The following is an 18,236-nucleotide window of genomic DNA, read 5'->3' on the forward strand; positions in this document are numbered from 1 at the left end:
TTCAACCTTAGACAAGTCGAATCATCGCAGCTCAGAGCACCTTTCGCCATTCCAGAACCATAAACAGCTCAACCAGCGTGATTGGCCGAGGCTAGCTGGCCAAGCGTCTCGTCATCCGTGATCGGTCGGCCGGACACAAGGAACGTCCCCCGACCTGTATCCGTCATCGTCGCGCTGATGAACGTGTCCGGCTCCAAGAAGCCGAGTAGCAAGTGTGGAATCTCCACCGTTCCACGCTGGCCCGTAACCCAGCCCTGCGCGACGTACGAGCCTTCGTCGGTCGCGTAGAGGGTGGGGCATCCGGTGACCTCTGACCCGCCCTTGCCGAGGAACTTCAAGCGCATGATTCGACCCCCTGCCGAGCGCTGTGCACGGTCTTTCCGCGCTGCTCTACATGTTCTCTCACTTCGACTGTTCCTGTGGCGCTACGACCGGCTTTCAGCAAGATTGTGCAAACTGCTGGTGTAAGCAGACCGGGGCTCCCTAGCGTCTGAGATGGCCCCCTGGCATATGACGCCAACCGGCCACGGGGTGCCTATCAAAATCGGACTACAGGGGTCGAAATGGACAGGCGCACGAGGATTATCGTGTTCGACGGCGGACTGTTGGAGGTCGTCGACAACGGCGACGGTGCCAACGACGGGTCGGCGTACCAGGAGTTGTTCCGGTCGGACACGGGGGACGGAGTTCGCGCTCTGGGAGCTACCGCACCCCGAACCGAACAAGCGAGCAGCCACCCGGCCGACCCCGAGGTTTCCTAATGCTCGACTGGCATATCGGCCTGGTCGTGGCGATCTGTATCCCGCTCGGCGTATTCGCCGTGGTGGTGTTCTGGCCCGAGCGGATACCGAAGGACCGGACCGTCAGGGGAATCCGCGAACGAATCGAATGCGAGGGACATGGGCGGGATGAAGCCCGATGCGTCACGGGAGTACTGATCGTGCGCCCGGCCGGTCAGACTACTTGGAATGGGGAAACCGTTGGGGTACAACATTTCTCAGCTCGGCCTTATTGGCGCCGCGCTCGGCGCGATGCTGTTTTCCGGCGCAGGTGGCAACGTCGCGAACGCGAAGCCAGGCACACCATGGGCCACAGAGGCGAAGAAGCCCATATGTGACAACGGGTTCAGCCCTTGGTCAACACCGACGGTTTTGCCGCCCAAGATCGAAGGCTACGGCTGGGCGAAATGCGATCGCCCTGCCGATGGGGACCCCGGTCTTGCGCACGACTATTACCTGAGCTTGCAGCGCCGTAGCCCGTCTGGTGGCTGGGATTCCGTGGGTGAGCACATCCGAACCAGCCTTGTGCCATGGACCCGCCAGACCTACACGGCCAGCGCGCCCTGCTCAGCCGGATACTGGCGCATCGTCTCGTCGGTGAGCGGTACCATCCAGGGCAGGCAATACGGACCAATCGAAACCGCATCCGATGAACGGGTCGTCACGGCGGCCGAATGCGGATAGAAGGGGATGACATGGGTCTGCCGAATGGACGACGTTATGCCGAGTACATCGGCCCAGTCGGTACGCGCGACCGGGTAACCGGTTTGGTGCGTGCGCTGTCGCTGGCATTGCCACGTCGGCGGAAGCTGCATCCGCAGGACGCGGGCGGTGGGTACCAAGGTGTTCGCCGCGAGTTCGGTCGCTGGGTCGTGCGACCGATGACCGGCCGTGGTTCTCGTCGTTGGGTCAGCAAGCCGCTTTACGCCACCCGTGCTATTCCCGCGAATGACCGCGACGCGGCAACCGACTGGATGATCGCGACTCTCGGAATCTGATAGAACCAAGCTCGTACGGCAATACGGCCGTGATCGAAGTAGTCCCCGATTTTCGCCGGGGCTACTACCGTTTGGTGGCGTTCAGACTGCCCAACTCGGCTGGCGAGCCCCGGTGCTGAATAGGCAGCCGAGGAGTGCGGAACCGCAAGCGCATCGACGTTCCAGCCAGCGGTCGACGCGGCCGTCGATCCAGTGCCCGCGTTGCCGCTTGCACAGGGTGTTGCCGTGGGGTGCCGCTCGGCCGGAGGCTCCGGCGAATGCTGTTCCGAGCGTGCACTGTTCGCTCGAATTCCACTACGGACAGTGCACGTTCACGCGTGCTACGGCCGCAATACCGAAACCAGGAATTCCGTCTGGTCGTATACCGCCTGCTCGAAGACATCATCGAAGTACACATCGAAATGCCCTACGGGATACCGCTTCACCACGGCATGCTTGGTGCGCTCGGCCGCCTTGAGCGTCGGCTTGGCCGGCGCGACCGAGTCGTTCTCCGCGACGGCGTAGAACACCGGCATCTTCAGCGCCTTCGCGCGCCGCCCCGGCGCGTCGAAGAGGGCCGGGAAGGCAATGCGGGCGGCGACTTTGGGCTCCCAGCTCTCGCTCTCCTCGGCCAGGCGTCCGTAACCCTCGGGCACGTCGGACGCGGACATCAACGCCGCGGCCCGCTTGCGTCCGGCCAGCTTGATGCGGATCGGCTTGCGGCGCAACGGCCCTACCAGCAGATCGGTGGCGGCGATGGTGACGACCTTGGTCAGGCTGATCGGCCCCTTCGCCATGGTCGAGGCCCAGCCGCTGGTGAACGGCACCTGCGCGACCACCGCGGCGATGTAATCGTCCTCGGGTGCCACCGACAGCACATGGCCGCCTCCGAAGGAGGTGCCCCACAGTGCGATTCGGGTCTTATCGATACCGCGCAGGGTGCGCGCGAAGGCGATGGCGTTGCGCCAGTCCTCGCGCTGGCGCGCAATATGCAGCAGCTGACGCGGCGCGCCCTGGCTGGCGCCGAAATGCCGGTAATCGAAGACGAGCACCGCCATCCCCGCGGCCGCGAAACGCCGTGCGTACCTGTCCAATCCCATTTCCCGTGTGCCCCCCAGGCCATGGCCCATCACCACCAGCGGGCGGGGCTTGGGGACGCCGTCGGGAGGATACAGCCAGGCAGCGCACTGCTCGCCGCCCGACGCAAAACTGACCTCGACACGTTCCATGGACGTTTACCGTACTGGGTCCGTTCCGGGTGCGCGGATCGGCGGTTCGCCGGTCGCGTACGCTGAGTGCGCGGACGAGTTGACCGGGCGACCGCGGCGCTGGGAACGGGCACATATGTGCCGCCGCCCGACGCCGAGGAAAGTCCGGACTCCACAGAGCAGGGCGGTTGCTAACGGCAACCCGGGGTGACCCGCGGGACAGTGCCACAGAAAACAGACCGCCCACGACCCGGTTGCGTCCAGGCGCGGCGGGTCGTGCGGTGAGGGTGAAACGGTGCGGTAAGAGCGCACCAGCGCCCCGGGTGACCGGGGTGGCTAGGTAAACCCCGCCCGGAGCAAGGTCAAAGGTCGCACCGTTCGCGATGCGGCTGCGCAGGTGTTCGAGGGCTGCTCGCCCGAGCCTGCGGGTGGACCGCTCGAGGCACCCGGCAACGGTGTGTCCAGATGGATGGTCGCCACCCGGTGCGAACCGGGGACAGGATCCGGCTTACACGTCAACTCGTCCGCCCTTCAGGGGTTGTAATTTCCCCAGCTCAGGCGGGTATTGCCGAGCTCGGATCGGCGCGCGACGCCGACGCCGCGCGGTGCCATTATGGAAGTAGGGCCGCGGTCCGGATGTCCGTGGCGCAGTGGACGATCGGCGGAGACGACATGGACGTTCTGGCCATTTTCGGCGGGATCCTCGTGATGGGTGCGGTGCTGGGGGCGTGTGCCGCCGCGGTGAGCATGCGGGTGGTCGCGCAGTACGAGAAGGGGTTGATCTTCCGGTTCGGTCGCGTGGTCGCGGTCCGTGATCCCGGGCTGCGCCTGCTGGTGCCGGGGATCGATCGGATGCGGAAGGTATCGACGCGGATCGTCACCATGCCGATCCCCGCGCAGGAGGGCATCACCCGCGACAATGTCACGGTCCGGGTGGACGCGGTGGTGTACTTCCGCGTTATCGACGCATTGCAGGCCGTCGTGGAGGTGGAGAACTATCTGTTCGCGGTCGGCCAGGTGGCGCAGACCTCGCTGCGGTCGATCATCGGCAAGAGCGAACTGGATGACCTGCTCTCCAACCGAGAACAGCTGAACAAGGGCCTCGAGCTCATGATCGACAGTCCGGCCCTGAGCTGGGGCGTGCACATCGATCGGGTGGAGATCAAGGATGTGGCGCTCCCGGATTCGTTGAAGCGGTCGATGTCGCGGCAGGCCGAGGCGGAGCGGGAACGCCGGGCCCGGGTCATCTCGGCCGAGGGTGAATTGCAGGCCTCGGAGAAGCTGGCACAGGCGGGCGCCCGGATGGCGCAGTCACCCGCCGCGCTGCAGTTGCGGTTGCTCGAGACGGTGGTGCAGGTTGCCGCGGAGAAGAATTCGACGCTGGTGCTGCCGTTCCCGGTGGAGTTGTTGCGGTTCCTGGAGCACAGCACGCCGAGGCCGACCGAACCGGAGGCGCCCTCCGGTACGTCCGCGGCATTGCCCGGCGACATATCCGCGGCAGGCCGCGATGGTGACATACCCGTGGCAGGCCGCGATGGTGACATACCCGTGGCAGGCCGCGATGGTGACATACCCGTGGCAGGCCGCGATGGAACCCGGGCGTAACACGGTGGGCGTATACCGAAAACGTATCGCGACGACCGGTGCGCACGGCGCTCTCGGTCGGCCGCGACGTCCACGCGGCAGGATGAACGCCGACGAGACGTTTGTCCTGCCGCGCCGAAGACAACGTTGAGGACTGGGCCGATGTCCGTGCTGATTCCGCTGATCGCGATCATCATCATGATCACCGTCGGGTACGTGCTGAAGTACCTGCCCGACCATCTGCCCAGGCGCAGGTAGCTAGCTGCACATGAGCTTGGCCATCTGGTAGATGGCCTGCGCTTCTTCCTTCGTCGCCTCGGTGCTGCCATTCTTGGCCCGCGCGGTGATGCTGGTGACGACGGCGTCCTCGGCCTTGCCCGCCTTCAGGTCTTGACAGGTTTCGTTGAGGATCGCGCTGATCTGGGTGTCGCTCTTACCCTGCGCGAGCTTCGGGAATGCGCTCTTGAAGCTGACCACGAAGGTGCCTGCCTTGGCGCTGTCGATGATCTGGGCGACGTCACCCGCGGGCTTGGCCGCCGCGGATGTCCCGGCGCTGGTCGCCGAGGAGGAGCTGGAGTCGTCGTTGCAACCGGCGAGGAGCAGGGCGAAGACGGTGGCGCTGGCCGCGATCGCGGCGGAAGTTCTTGTCACGGTGCGGGATGCTAGCGGCCCCTGAAGAAAGTCGCCTCCCGTCAGGTTAACGGAAGGCGACCAGCGTGTAGACCTGAATTGTGAGGTCAGGCCGGTTCGATCATGAACACCTGGGCCCAGTAGGCGGCCTGCTCGGGCCCGAGGAGCGGCATCAGGTAGTCGAAGAGGATCGAGGACATCAGTGCGGTTCTCCCAATTGTCGACGTACGGGGATACTTCGGATCGTGCGGGTCAGCGCGGCCCGCATCGCCCGGGAACGTTAGCAGCCGAAGCGCGGAACCGGTGTTATCGGCATGTTCGCTCCGGCAATTCGGACCGAACTGGCCCTGAACGTGATCGACGTCATAGAGTGGTCGCCGTTGGCAAGGCCCGTTGCCGGGCAGCACCGGGCCGTTCACACTTCGAATGCGGGAAGCAGGTCTCAACTCTATGCGGGTAGTTCGTTCACTGGTCGCCGGCGCTCTTATTGCCGGGGCCGCATCGGTTTTCGCCGTGCTGGGCGCAGGGTCCGCGAATGCGGTCGCGGTGACGCCGCTGCCGGGTGGGGTCCAGGTCGACCTCAGCCCGGCCGATACCCAGTGGGTGGCCCAGAACCACCTCGGGCAGGTGATCGCCGGTCTGCCGCATCCTTCGGCGGCCTCCTTCGGCCAGGCGCTGGATTCGGCGGCCACGCTGTCGTCCGGTTTCCCGACCGGGCGGGTCACCTTCACCGTCTTCGGTCCGTTCAACGAATTGAACGGCACCATGCTGGCGTTGCAGTAGCACGTGGAACTGCACCAGCGGATCGTCTCGGCACCGGTTGATTTCGGCGCCATCAGATCCGAATTCGGTTTGGCCTCGGCGTACCCCGCCGAGGCCGCCTCGGAAGCCCGCGACGCGTCCGACGCGTTCGCGGGCGACCGCATCGATCGCACCGACATCGAGTTCGTGACGATCGACCCGCCGGGCGCCATGGACCTCGACCAGGCGGTTTATCTCGAGCGCACCGGCACCGGCTTCACCGTGCATTACGCGATCGCCGACGTCGGCGCCGTAATCGCCCCCGATGGTGCGCTGGCCCGTGAGGCCGGCGCCCGGGGCCAGACCTTCTACCTACCTGACGGCACCGTGCCCCTGCATCCGCCGGTGCTCTCGGAGGGCGCCGCGAGCCTGCTGCCGGATCAGACCAGGCCCGCCGCGCTCTGGACCATCGAGCTCGACGAGAACGCCGAGCCACATACTTTCTCGGTGGTGCGAGCCACCATCCGTTCCCGGGCCAGACTCGACTACGCGAGCGTGCAGGCCGACGCCGACGCGGGACGGCTGCACCCCTCGATCGCGGCCCTGCCCGAATTCGGCACGCAGCGCATCGAGGCGGGGCTGGAGCGCGGCGCGATCGGCCTGCGGCTGCCGTCGCAGAGCGTAATCCGCGACGACGCGACCGACGGGCACTGGCAGTTGGTGGTGGAGCCGCGTACCGCCGCCGACGACTGGAACGAGCAGGTCTCGCTGCTCACCGGAATGTGCGCGGCGCGGATCATGCTGAACGGCAGCGTCCCCGACGGCGAGCGCATCGGACTGCTGCGCACCATGCCGCCGCCGCCCGACTCGGCCATCCAGTCGCTGCGCCGCACCGCCGCCGCGCTGGGTATCACGTGGCCCGCCGATAAGCCGGTCGGGCGGATGCTGGCCGAACTCGATCCGAATTCACCCGCCGCGCTAGTGCTCATGTCGGAAGCCACCGGCCTGCTACGTGGGGCCGCCTACACCGTGCTGAACGGCGCCGACACCACCCCGGAGGTGGTGCAGCACAGTGCGATCGGCGCACCGTACGCGCACGTCACCGCGCCCTTGCGTCGCCTGGCCGACCGCTTCGCCACCGAGATCTGCCTGGCCCGCTGCGCCGGAACCGACGTCCCGCAGTGGGTACGCGACGGGCTGACGCCCACCGCCGATTCGATGAAGCGCAGCGATTCGGTCGCGGGCAAGGTCGAACGCGCGTGCATCGACCTCACCGAATCCACCCTGCTGGCCCCGCGCACCGGCGCCGAATTCGATGCCGTGGTGGTCCGGGAAGCCAACGGGAACCGGCCCGCCGAGATCTTCGTCGCCGATCCACCGGTCCTCGGACCCTGCGCGGGCTCTCCGCCGGAAGGTTCCGCCGTGCGGGTTCGCCTGGTCGCCGCGGACCCCGTCACCCGCAAGATCAACTTCGCCTTTCCCGCCTGAGCGCGTACCCGCGCGTCGCGTGGTCGCCGATCGGGCGCAGGTTGATCTTCTGATTGCCGAAGCGCAGCGCGGTCCGGGCATCGGGGCCGAACGTCTCGACGCGCATCCCCAGCACTGTGGCATACCAGGCCGCGGTCGCCCGGACATCGGCGCAGTTGATGACGACGTGATCGAACCGTTCGACTGAGATCCCCCTGGCCGGAACCCTACGGGCCGAGATCAGTGATCACCGGACGACAAGGCTTCGGCGGCGGCGGGGTAGCGCTGGAGTTCGCGGTCGGCGGCGGAGTGTTCGGCCGCGGCCAGTCGGTGGAGCAGGGCGGTGGGTTCGCCCGCGTCCGCGGCCTCGGCGGCGCGCTCGAGGATCGCCTGCTCGGATTCGATCGCGTCGCGATGGTCGCCGAGGACCGTTTGCAGGCGTTTGGCTCGGGAGCCGAGTTCACCGGCCGCGCTGCCGAGCGCCGACTCCGCCGCCTCGCAGGAATACCGTAACCGCTTGGCGCTCTTGCGAATGTCGTGCAGCAGTTCGATGCGTTCGGCGGGCGGAGCGCTCGGCTCGGCGCGCACCAGGGCCTCGACGCGTTCGTGGTCGCGGCGCGTCACCACGCCGAAGAACTCCCTGGCCGGGACCGCGGCGCGGGCCGCGCGCAGTGGGGGATCGGTCCGCCACCGCACCAATCGGCGGCGCAGCGCACCGTAACGGTCGCTGTCGAGGGCGGTGAGCACGTCGGCGTGCGCGCCCGCGTAACGGGCACGCTCGGCGGTGACCAGCCGCGCGGTGGCCGCGGTCAGCTCCTCGGCGGACACCTCGTCCAGTGTCTGTTTCGCCAGCAGCGCGGCGAAGCGGTCGGCCCGCACCTCGGCGTCGCGGGCCACCCCGAGCACGTCGGCCAGCCACTTGAGTTCCGTGCCCATGGCGGCGACCGGGTCTTTCCGGAGCAGCGTCCGATATGAGCGCAGCACGCTGCGCAACCTGCGTGTCGCCACTCGCATCTGATGTACCGAATCGTATGCGTCGGAACGGACTTCGGGTTCGGCGGCCAGCAGCCGGTCGACGTCGTCGCTCAATGCGGCGACAAGGGCTCTTCCGGCTGTGACCCCCATGGAATCAACTCACTTTCCCGAATCCATCGGTTGCCTCGACGAGATGGTGGGTGATGCCGGGTTCGTTCGCGGCATGCCCCGCGTCGTCGACGATGCGCAACACCGAACCCGGCCAGGCGCGGTGCAGATCCCAGGCGCTGACCGCCGGGCAGACGATGTCGTGACGGCCCTGGACGATGACCGCGGGAATATGCGAAATCCTACCGATATCCCGCAGCAATTGGCCCTCGTCCAGGAATCCGCCGTGCCGGAAATAGTGGTTCTCGATCCTGGCGAAGGCCAGCGCGAATCGCGGCTCGGCGGTCTCGGCGACCCGATCCGGCTGCGGCAGCAGCGAACTCGTCGCGCCCTCCCAGGTGGACCAGGCGACGGCGGCCGCGGTCGCGACTTCGGGGTCGGGAGAGTGCAGCAGTCGGTGATAGACCTCGACCAGATCCCCGTCGCGCTCCGCGGGCGGCACCGGGGCCAGGAACTTCTCCCACTCGTCCGGGTAGACGTTGCCCGCGGCGCCGTTGTAGTACCAGTCGATCTCCTTGCGCCGCAACAGGAAGATTCCGCGCAGCACCAGTTCGGTGACCCGCTCAGGATGCGTCTGGGCGTAGGTGAGTGCGAGGGTCGAGCCCCACGATCCGCCGAACACCTGCCACCGCTCGATACCGAGATGCGTACGCAGCGCCTCGATATCGGCGACCAGGTGCCAGGTCGTATTGGTCTCCAGCGACGCGCCGTCGGCAAGGTGCGGGGTGGAGCGGCCGCATCCGCGCTGGTCGAACAGCACGATTCGGTAGGCCTCCGGATCGAAGAACTGCCGGTGGAACGCTGCGGTGCCGCCGCCGGGCCCGCCGTGCAGGAATACCACCGGCTTGCCGTCGGGATTGCCGCTGACCTCCCAGTACACGGACTGGTCGTCGCCGACCTCGAGCATGCCCGAGTCGTACGGCTCGATCGGGGGGTACAGGGTACGCATTACAGACCTACGATCACCGAGGCCAGATCCGGCGTCGACAGCGCCTCGATGGCCTGCTGGCGGACGTCCGGGCAGCTCTTCGAGGTGACCTGATCGACGACGGCCTTGTTGCCGAGTACGTCGATGCTGTGCTGCAGACCCCAGGGGTGCACGATCAGATTCAGCCCGACCCGGCCCAGCGTCGGTCCCTGTACGCGGAAGTTCGACAGCTCCGGCCGGATCGCATCGCACAGCGCCGTGGCGGCCGCGTTGGAGACCGTCGGTGTCGGCTTCTGCGTACCGGTGCCCGTGGCGCCGGTGGTGGCACCCGGCGCCGAGGTCGTCGAGCCCGAACTGCCGGTCGGAGTCGGGTTGTCGGTGGTCCCGCAGGCGGTCAGCGCGGCGGCGGCGAAAGCTCCGGCCACCAGCAGGGTGCTGCGGGAAATCCAACGGCTGTGCGGCATCGGTACCTCTGATCGTGTCGATATTGTCGGTTTCGAGTCTGCCATTGTTTGCCGAGTGCGGCCCGAACTCGGGCGTCGACGGCAACCAGCGGCCCGTTCAGCGAAAGGCGCTGCGCAGTTCGTCGAGCAGTTCGTCGACGATCCGGGCGTACCGCGGTGGCGAGGTATCGGTGGTGCGCCACGGGTTGAGCGCGATGAGCGGTGCGAGACGTTCGGCGAGCGCGATCTCGGTGTCGTCGACCTGCCCGCCGCGGCGCCAGCGCGCGAAGTACTCCGCGCGATACGGACTGTGCAGCACCGTCGTCGACAGGAACGGGTGGGTGATCACGGCGTCACCCCAATCGAAGAGCAGTCCGGTCTTCGAGTCGGCGGCGGCGAACACATTGCCGGGGCGCAGGTCGTTGTGTTCGAGGCTGAGCCTGCCGAAGTCGGCGAGTTCGGCGGCGGCCTCGGCGATGTGATCGCCGAGGCCGGGGATGCGGTCTTCGTAGTGCCGGTACACCGTGATGAGCCGGGCGGGCGGCAGATAGGGCGTGCCGGTATCACGCAATTCGTCGATATGCGCGGTGAGCGTCCGTTGCAGATCCGCGTAGGAGCGGAGGAGTCCGGTCCAGACGACATCGCTGTCGGCGCCGGTCGGGCCGCCGTCGCGGCTCAGCAACCAGCCTCGATCCGGCTGTATCGCAAGCGGTTCCAGCACACTGTCCGGGCACAGCCGAGCCAAGGCGGCGAGCAGCGGACCTTCGTGAATGAAGCCGCGGGCGTTCGCCTTCGCCCACATCGGACCCGCCTCGGTCGGGATGCGCGCCAGCAACGACCACGAGCGCCTGCGCATTTCCTCGGCCGGGCCCGTGACCGCGATCCCGCGCGCGGTGAGCTCGCCGGTCGCCCATTCGACGAGCGGCGCGAGCGGCTGACCGAGCAGCGCGACGGGGGCGTGCACCACTCGGCCGGTCATCTCCGGAATCAGAAGCTGTGCTCGGGACCGGGGAAGGTGCCGCGGCGCACCTCGTCGGCGTAAGCGGCGGCGGCGCTACGCAATTCGTCGCCGATCTCGGCGAAGCGCTTGACGAACTTGGCGGTCTTACCGCTGGTGTAGCCGGCCATGTCCTGCCAGACCAGCACTTGGGCGTCACAGTCCGCACCGGCGCCGATGCCGATGGTCGGGATGGTCAGCTTGCGGGTGACCTGACCGGCCAGCTCGGCCGGAACCATCTCCATCACCACGGAGAACGCGCCCGCCTCCTGCACCGCGATGGCGTCGGCGACGAGCTGCTCGGCGCCGTCGCCGCGGCCTTGCACGCGGAAGCCGCCGAGGGTGTTGACGCTCTGCGGGGTGAAGCCGATATGCGCCATCACCGGAATGCCCGCCGCGGTGATCAACGCGATCTGCTCGGCGACGCGCTCACCGCCCTCCAGCTTCACCGCGTGCGCCTGGCCCTCCTTCATGAACCGGGTCGCGGTCGCCAGCGCCTGCTGCGGGGAGGACTCGTAGGTGCCGAACGGCAGGTCGGCCACCACCAGCGCGTGCGGTGCGCCGCGCACCACGCCCCGCACCAGCGGGATCAACTCGTCCACCGTGATGGGCACGGTGGTGTCGTAGCCGTAGACCACGTTGGCGGCCGAGTCGCCGACCAACAGCACCGGAATGCCCGCTTCCTCGAACAGCCGGGCCGAGGAGTAGTCGTAGGCGGTCAGCATGGACCAGCGCTCGCCCTCGGCCTTCATCTGCTGGAGGTGATGCACTCGCGTCTTGCGCCTGGCCTTCTTCGGCTCCGCGGAGACCGCACCGTAGGCAGGGGTTTCCGAATCGGATACGGACATCGTCGTCCCTTTCGCTGAGTGTCGCCTCGAGGCCCTATCGGGTCCCCGGGTTGTCTGACGCCTCCAGTGTGCCATCGGCCGCACAACCGAAATAAGGCCGGTCGGCGGTGCAATTGGTCACACGAGATCGGCGGGGATCGCGAGGGCCGCGGGGGCGATGCGGGCCGCCCGCCGGTGCCGGACGAGCCGAGCGGTCCGAATTCGCTGCCGGGCGGCGGCGTGCTGGGGTGACGGTCGCGCGGGGCTCCCGCGTAACTCCTGGCAGGATCATGGGTATGGGTTGGGTGCGAAGTGGGCGTGGTGTGCTGGTCGGGGCGGTGCTGGCGCTGGTCGCGGCGGGGTGCACGGTCTCGAAGGACGGGGCCGCGCCGCTGTCTTCGCCGCCCGCCGGGTTGGAGCGGTTCTACGCGCAGACGCCGGAGTGGGGTCAATGCGAAGGGTTCGGCGATCCCGCTGATCGCTTCCCGCCGAACGCCGAGTGCACGAAGATCACCGTGCCGGTCGATTACGCCAACCCCGGCGGCGCGACCGCGCAGATCGCGCTGTCGCGGATTCCGGCCTCCGGCGAGAAGATCGGTTCGCTGCTGCTGAATCCCGGCGGGCCCGGCGTCTCCGGGCTGTCGATGGTGGGCATCGGTGGGCGAACGCCGCTGGCCGAACGCTTCGATCGGGTCGGGTTCGATCCGCGCGGGGTGGGGTCGTCCACGCCGTCCATCGCGTGTCTGACCCCGCAGGAGGCGGACTCCGAGCGTGCCGAGCCGCCGGAAGACAACACCCCGGCGGGAATCGCGGAGGCCGAGGCCGACAACAAGACGTACGCGGACAAATGCGCCGAACGGACCGGGACGGAGTTCCTCGCCCACGTCGGCACCCGCGAGGTGGTGCAGGACATGGACGTGATCCGGGCGGCGCTCGGTGATCCGAAGTTGAGCTATCTCGGGTACTCCTACGGCACCAAGCTCGGTTCGGCCTACGCCGAGAAGTTCCCCGACCGGGTGCGGGCGCTGGTGCTCGACGGCGCCGTCGACTCCTCCCAGGATCCGGTGCAGGAATCGCTGCGGCAGGCGGCGGGCTTCCAGGGCGTATTCGACGCCTACAGCGCGCACTGCGCCACGAAACCCGACTGTCCGCTCGGCGCCGACCCGGCGCGGTCCGTGGCGCGCTTCCGCGAACTGGTGAACCCGTTGTGGACCCGGCCCGCCGCGACCACCGACTCGCGCGGCTTGAGCTACGGCGACGCCATCACCGGCGTGCAGCAGGCGCTCTACACCGATGATCTGTGGCAGGTCCTGACCCTCGGCCTGGGCGAACTGCGCGACGGCCGCGGCGACACCCTGTTGCAGCTCGCCGACATGTACGACGGCCGCCGCGACGACGGCACCTACAACAACACCCAGGACGCCTTCAACGCCATCCGCTGCGTTGACGATCCCCGCATCGCCGATCCGGCGGTCGCGGCCCGCCAGGACACCGAATACCGCAAGGCCGCGCCGTTCATGGACGACGGGCGCGGCACCGGCGCCGCCCCGCTGGAACTCTGCGTGAGCTGGCCGGTCCCCAACACCGGTGCACCGCACAAAATCTCGGTCGAGGGCTTGCCGAAGACCGTGGTCGTCTCGACCACGGAGGATCCGGCCACGCCCTACCAGGCGGGGGTCGACCTGGCCCGGCAACTCGACGCCGCGCTGATCACCTATCGCGGCAACCGGCATACCGCCGCCCTCGTCGCGGGCGATGAGTGTCTGGATTCCGCGGTGATCGCGTACCTCACCGACCTCGCCGAACCCGCGGCGGACCTCACCTGCTGACCGAGGGGTCGAACGGCCGTTGCATAGCCGCGTCATTCCTCACAATTTGGACACATCGGGCGTGAAGTTTGTTCCGGATAGCCTCTCAGCTACCGACATTGCAAACCTCAGCGTGTATGTAACACGGATTTAACGCCAGGTCTTTACGCTCGCGGACATGGATCGCCAGAAGGAATTCGTGCTGCGGACGCTCGAAGAGCGGGACATCCGCTTCGTGCGTCTCTGGTTCACCGATGTTTTGGGCTATCTGAAGTCCGTCGCGATCGCTCCCGCCGAGCTGGAGGGCGCGTTCGAGGAGGGCATCGGATTCGACGGCTCGGCCATCGAGGGCTTCGCCCGGGTGTCGGAGGCCGATATGGTCGCCCGGCCCGATCCGTCCACGTTCCAGGTGCTGCCGTGGGCCACCAGCAAGGGCCACCAGCACTCCGCCCGCATGTTCTGCGATATCACCATGCCGGACGGCTCGCCGTCCTGGGCCGACCCGCGCCACGTGCTGCGCCGTCAGCTGAACAAGGCGGGCGACGTGGGCTTCAGCTGCTATGTGCACCCGGAGATCGAGTTCTTCCTGCTGGAGAACGGCCCGCAGGACGGCTCCGGCCCGCGCCCGGCCGACACCGGCGGATTCTTCGATCAGGCCGTGCACGATTCGGCACCCAACTTCCGCCGCCACGCCATCGACGCGCTGGAGTCGATGGGCATCTCGGTGGAGTTCAGCCATCACGAGGGTGCGCCCGGCCAGCAGGAGATCGACCTGCGCTACGCCGACGCGCTGTCGATGGCCGACAACGTGATGACCTTCCGCTACCTGATCAAGGAAGTGGCCATCGACGAGGGCGTGCGCGCGACGTTCATGCCCAAGCCGTTCGCCCAGTACCCGGGCTCGGCCATGCACACCCACATGAGCCTGTTCGAGGGTGAGGCCAATGCCTTCCACGATCCGGACGACCCGATCAACCTGTCGGAGACCGCACGGGCCTTCATCGCGGGCATCCTGGAGCACGCTCCGGAGATCAGCGCGATCACCAACCAGTGGGTGAACTCCTACAAGCGCCTCATCCACGGCGGCGAGGCGCCGACCGCGGCCTCGTGGGGCCGGTCGAACCGCTCCGCGCTGGTGCGCGTGCCGATGTACACCCCGAACAAGGCCTCGTCGCGGCGCGTCGAGATCCGCAGCCCAGATTCCGCCTGCAACCCGTACCTGACCTTCGCGGTGCTGCTCGCGGCCGGTCTGCGCGGCATCGAGAAGGGCTACACGCTGCCGCCGGAGGCGGAGGACGACGTGTGGTCGCTGACCGCCGCCGAGCGTCGCGCGATGGGCTTCCGGGAACTGCCGGGCACCCTGGACGAGGCGCTGCAGGCGATGGAGCGCTCGGAGTTGGTCGCGGAGACCCTCGGCGAGCACGTCTTCGACTTCTTCCTGCGTAATAAGCGCCGGGAGTGGGCCGACTACCGCAGCCAGGTCACCCCGTACGAGCTGAAGGAATACCTCGGCCTGTAAAACGCCGTAAAACGCGGGACGAGACAACACTGCAACCTGTTCCCGGCCGGGCGGTCGTCCGGCCGGGCACTGCTGTCAGCTCTAGCCATGTAATTTAGGAACTATGGTCCGGCCACCGTCTGCCCGCTCCGCCGTTCCCGGTGTCGGTCGGCTCGGATTACTCGAGCCGACGGCTGCCGATTCACTACATGATTTGGCATGGGACAACGTCGAAAGTATCCCCGTGCTGTGGGCGTTGTCGCGCGCACCGGACGCCGATCTGGCATTGAGCACGCTGATGAAGCTGCGCGAGCAGCTCGGAAGCGAGTGGGCGGCACTGGATTCGGCGATCCGCACCGATACCTCGCTGCGAGGCAGGCTCTTCGCGCTGCTGGGTGCGTCGAGCGCGTTCGCCGACCATCTGGTCGCCGACCCCTCCTCCTGGCATGTGCTGCGGCGCGCGGCGCTGCCGGATCGCGACGAACTCCTCGCCGACCTGCTGGACGCGGTCGGGGCGGTGCCGGAGCCGTCGGAGGCGGCATCGCCCCCCGACTCGGCAACCGGTGATGGGCGCGCGGGGGCGCTGCTGTACCGCGCCGAGATCGCGGGCCCGGAGGCAGTGGCGCTGCTGCGCAGACGGTATCGCGACCAGCTGATGCTGCTGGCGGCGCTGGATCTGGCCGCCACCGTGGAGAACGAACCGGTGCTGCCGTACCAGGTCGTCGGATGGCATCTGACCGATCTCGCCGACGCTGCGCTCACCGCCGCGCTGTCGGTCGCCGTGGCACGGGTCTGCAAGGACGGGCCGTGTCCGGTGCGGCTCGCGGTCATCGCCATGGGCAAGAGCGGTGCGCGGGAACTGAATTACGTCAGCGATGTCGACGTGGTCTTCGTCGCCGAGCCCGCCGATACGATGGCCACCCGGTTGGCCGCCGAGATGATGAGCGTGGGCAGCCAGGCCTTCTTCGAAGTCGACGCGGCGCTGCGGCCGGAGGGAAAGGCGGGCGCCCTGGTGCGCACGCTGGAATCCCATATCGCGTACTACAAGCGGTGGGCGCGCACCTGGGAGTTCCAGGCGCTGTTGAAGAACCGCCCGATGACCGGCGACCTGGAACTGGGCAGGCAATACCGCGACGCGTTGATGCCGATGGTCTGGGCCGCGTCGGAGCGGCCCGATTTCGTCGCCGATGTGCAGGCCATGCGGCGCCGAGTGGAGGATCTGGTCCCCGCGGATCTGCGCGAACGTGAACTCAAACTCGGCCACGGCAGCCTGCGCGATGTCGAATTCGCCGTGCAGCTCCTGCAATTGGTGCACGGACGAGTGGACGAGACGCTGCATGTGCAGGGCACCGTGGAGGCACTGACCGCACTGGCGGCTGGCGGCTACGTGGGTCGCGACGACGCGGCGAATCTGACCGCGTCCTACGAATTTCTGCGTCTGCTCGAACATCGACTCCAGTTGCAGCGGCTCAAGCGCACGCACACCCTGCCCGCCGCCGATGACGAGGAGGGGATGCGCTGGCTGGCCCGCGCCGCCCACATCCGCCCGGACGGCAGGCAGGACGCGGTCGGTGTGCTCGGCGCCGAGATCCGGCGGAATTCGGTGCGGGTCAGGCGTTTACACGCCAAGCTCTTCTACCGTCCGCTGCTGGAATCGGTGGCCCGGCTGGATTCCGACGCGCTACGGCTGAGTCCTGACGCGGCGATCCGGCAGTTGGCCGCGCTCGGCTACGCCGCGCCGGAGAATGCGCTCGGCCATCTGAAGGCGCTGACCGGCGGGGTGTCGCGCAAGGGCCGGATTCAGGCGCTGCTGCTGCCGACGCTGCTCGAATGGCTGGGTGACACGCCGAATCCCGATGCGGGTCTGCTCGCGTACCGGCGGGTGTCGGAGGGTTTGAGCGATCAGATCTGGTTCCTGCGCGAGCTGCGTGACGAGGGCGCGATCGCGCAACGGCTCATGCTCGTACTCGGTTCCTCGGAGTACCTGCCCGATCTGCTGATCAACGCGCCCGACACCATCCGCATGTATGCCGACGGGCCGGGCGGGCCGCTGCTGCTCAGCCCGCAGCTGTCGGATGTCGCGGGCGGGATCCTCAGGGCCTCCGCCCGCTATGAGGATCCGAAACGCGCGGTGGCCGCGGCGCGTTCGCTGCGCAGACATGAACTGGCGCGGGTCGCCTCGGCCGATCTGCTCGGCATGCTCGAGGTGCCGCAGGTGTGCCGGGCGCTCTCCTCGGTCTGGGTGGCGGTGCTGGAAGCCGCCCTGGTAGCGGTGATTCGTGCGAGTGAGGCCGAACTCGGCGCCCCCGCGCCCGCGGATATCGCGGTGATCGGCATGGGCAGGCTCGGCGGTCTGGAACTCGGGTACGGCTCCGACGCCGATGTGCTGTTCGTCTGCGATCCGCGGCCCGGCGAGGACGAAACCAAGGCCGTCAAATGGGCAATCTCGATCGCGGATAGAGTGCAGCGGATGCTCGGCGCTCCGAGTACGGATCCGCCGCTGCACGTGGACGCCGGCCTGCGGCCCGAGGGCCGTAACGGTGCGCTGGTGCGCACCCTTGCCGCCTACGCCGCCTACTACGAACAGTGGGCGCAACCGTGGGAGGTGCAGGCGCTGCTGCGCGCCCACCAGGTCGCGGGCGACCAGGAGCTCGGACTGCGCTTCCTGCACACCATCGACAAGGTCCGCTACCCGATCGGCGGCGTCTCCCCCGAGGCCGTGCGCGAGATCCGGCGGATCAAGGCCCGGGTGGACTCGGAACGGCTACCGCGCGGCGCGAATCCGGCGACGCATACCAAACTCGGCCGCGGCGGCCTCGCCGATATCGAGTGGACCGTGCAGCTCATGCAACTGCGCCACGCCCATGAAATCCCGGGTCTGCACAATACGTCGACGTTGCAATCGCTCGACGTGATCGAGCAGACCAAGCTGCTGGACCCCGCCGACGTGGCGCTGCTGCGCGACGCCTGGCTCACCGCCACCAAGGCCCGCAACGCACTGGTCCTGGTGCGTGGCAAACCCGCCGATCAGCTCCCCGGACCTGGCCGCCTGCTGTCCGCGGTCGCGCGCGTCGCGGGTTGGCCCAATGACGACGGCAGTGAGTTCCTGGACAACTACATGCGCGTCACCCGACGCGCGAAAGCGGTGGTGGAGCGCGTCTTCGGGGGGTGATGGCGGAATGCGCCGGGCCGCGTCATGTGGTTGC

15 protein-coding genes, 1 other RNA gene and 1 pseudogene are annotated in these 18,236 nt (G+C 67.9%); 8 read left to right on the forward strand and 9 right to left on the reverse strand.

Features of this window, described 5'->3' with window-relative positions:
* Positions 1–68 precede the first annotated feature (68 nt).
* Positions 69–344: a hypothetical protein gene (locus AB0H61_RS15050; protein ID WP_357303959.1), complete on the reverse strand. Its 276-nt coding sequence runs from the start codon at positions 342–344 to the stop codon at positions 69–71.
* A 624-nt stretch (positions 345–968) separates the two neighbouring features.
* On the opposite strand from AB0H61_RS15050, the gene AB0H61_RS15055 reads away from it, so the two are divergent.
* Positions 969–1,463 carry a hypothetical protein gene (locus AB0H61_RS15055; RefSeq protein ID WP_357303962.1) on the forward strand — a complete coding sequence of 165 codons (495 nt, stop codon included), beginning with the start codon at positions 969–971 and terminating at the stop codon, positions 1,461–1,463.
* A gap of 634 nt (positions 1,464–2,097) precedes the next feature.
* Here the strand turns inward: AB0H61_RS15055 and AB0H61_RS15060 are convergent.
* Positions 2,098–2,985, reverse strand: a complete 888-nt coding sequence (locus tag AB0H61_RS15060) for an alpha/beta fold hydrolase (protein WP_357303965.1) — start codon at positions 2,983–2,985, stop codon at positions 2,098–2,100.
* Positions 2,986–3,060: 75 nt separating this feature from the next.
* Here AB0H61_RS15060 and rnpB point away from each other — a divergent pair.
* Together rnpB and AB0H61_RS15070 are read left to right on the forward strand one after the other, a co-directional pair.
* Positions 3,061–3,491, forward strand: an RNA gene (gene rnpB / locus AB0H61_RS15065) — RNase P RNA component class A.
* A gap of 181 nt (positions 3,492–3,672) precedes the next feature.
* Complete coding sequence (locus tag AB0H61_RS15070) at positions 3,673–4,569, forward strand: slipin family protein (RefSeq protein ID WP_357304517.1); 897 nt, start codon at positions 3,673–3,675, stop codon at positions 4,567–4,569.
* 237 nt (positions 4,570–4,806) lie between these two features.
* Here AB0H61_RS15070 and AB0H61_RS15075 read toward each other — a convergent pair whose 3' ends face one another.
* Entirely contained in the window at positions 4,807–5,199 is a 393-nt protein-coding gene (locus AB0H61_RS15075) for a hypothetical protein (protein WP_357303968.1), read from the reverse strand.
* Between the two features lie 429 nt (positions 5,200–5,628).
* On the opposite strand from AB0H61_RS15075, the gene AB0H61_RS15080 reads away from it, so the two are divergent.
* A complete protein-coding gene (locus tag AB0H61_RS15080; RefSeq protein ID WP_357303970.1) occupies positions 5,629–5,961 on the forward strand; it encodes a hypothetical protein in 333 nt (110 codons plus the stop codon).
* 3 nt (positions 5,962–5,964) lie between these two features.
* Positions 5,965–7,407: an RNB domain-containing ribonuclease gene (locus tag AB0H61_RS15085; protein WP_357303973.1), complete on the forward strand. Its 1,443-nt coding sequence runs from the start codon at positions 5,965–5,967 to the stop codon at positions 7,405–7,407.
* A gap of 28 nt (positions 7,408–7,435) precedes the next feature.
* Here the strand turns inward: AB0H61_RS15085 and AB0H61_RS15090 are convergent.
* The 6 genes and pseudogenes from AB0H61_RS15090 to panB all read right to left on the reverse strand — a co-directional run.
* Positions 7,436–7,630, reverse strand: a pseudogene (locus AB0H61_RS15090) (VOC family protein); the annotation flags it as partial.
* Entirely contained in the window at positions 7,627–8,511 is an 885-nt protein-coding gene (locus AB0H61_RS15095) for a CHAD domain-containing protein (RefSeq protein WP_357303976.1), read from the reverse strand. The gene AB0H61_RS15095 and the pseudogene AB0H61_RS15090, both read right to left, overlap by 4 nt.
* Before the next feature lie 4 nt (positions 8,512–8,515).
* Entirely contained in the window at positions 8,516–9,478 is a 963-nt protein-coding gene (gene pip, locus AB0H61_RS15100; protein ID WP_357303979.1) for a prolyl aminopeptidase, read from the reverse strand.
* Positions 9,478–9,921 (reverse strand): hypothetical protein, encoded by a 444-nt coding sequence (locus AB0H61_RS15105; RefSeq protein WP_357303981.1) that lies wholly within the window; start codon positions 9,919–9,921, stop codon positions 9,478–9,480. Before AB0H61_RS15105 ends, pip begins: the two co-directional genes overlap by 1 nt.
* A 97-nt stretch (positions 9,922–10,018) precedes the next feature.
* A complete protein-coding gene (locus AB0H61_RS15110; protein ID WP_357303984.1) occupies positions 10,019–10,879 on the reverse strand; it encodes a phosphotransferase in 861 nt (286 codons plus the stop codon).
* Positions 10,880–10,887: 8 nt separating this feature from the next.
* Entirely contained in the window at positions 10,888–11,745 is an 858-nt protein-coding gene (gene panB, locus AB0H61_RS15115; protein ID WP_357303986.1) for a 3-methyl-2-oxobutanoate hydroxymethyltransferase, read from the reverse strand.
* Positions 11,746–12,020: 275 nt separating this feature from the next.
* Between panB and AB0H61_RS15120 the strand changes: the two genes are divergently transcribed.
* The 3 genes from AB0H61_RS15120 (at position 12,021) to AB0H61_RS15130 (ending at position 18,202) form a co-directional block, all read left to right on the forward strand.
* Positions 12,021–13,553: an alpha/beta hydrolase gene (locus AB0H61_RS15120; protein ID WP_357303989.1), complete on the forward strand. Its 1,533-nt coding sequence runs from the start codon at positions 12,021–12,023 to the stop codon at positions 13,551–13,553.
* A gap of 157 nt (positions 13,554–13,710) precedes the next feature.
* Positions 13,711–15,051, forward strand: a complete 1,341-nt coding sequence (gene glnA / locus AB0H61_RS15125; protein ID WP_357303992.1) for a type I glutamate--ammonia ligase — start codon at positions 13,711–13,713, stop codon at positions 15,049–15,051.
* Positions 15,052–15,154: 103 nt separating this feature from the next.
* On the forward strand, positions 15,155–18,202 hold the full coding sequence (locus tag AB0H61_RS15130) for a bifunctional [glutamine synthetase] adenylyltransferase/[glutamine synthetase]-adenylyl-L-tyrosine phosphorylase (protein ID WP_357303995.1): 3,048 nt from the start codon (positions 15,155–15,157) through the stop codon (positions 18,200–18,202).
* The last annotated feature ends 34 nt before the right edge of the window (positions 18,203–18,236 follow it).

The organism is Nocardia sp. NPDC050710, from assembly GCF_040654375.1.
Lineage (GTDB): Bacteria > Actinomycetota > Actinomycetes > Mycobacteriales > Mycobacteriaceae > Nocardia.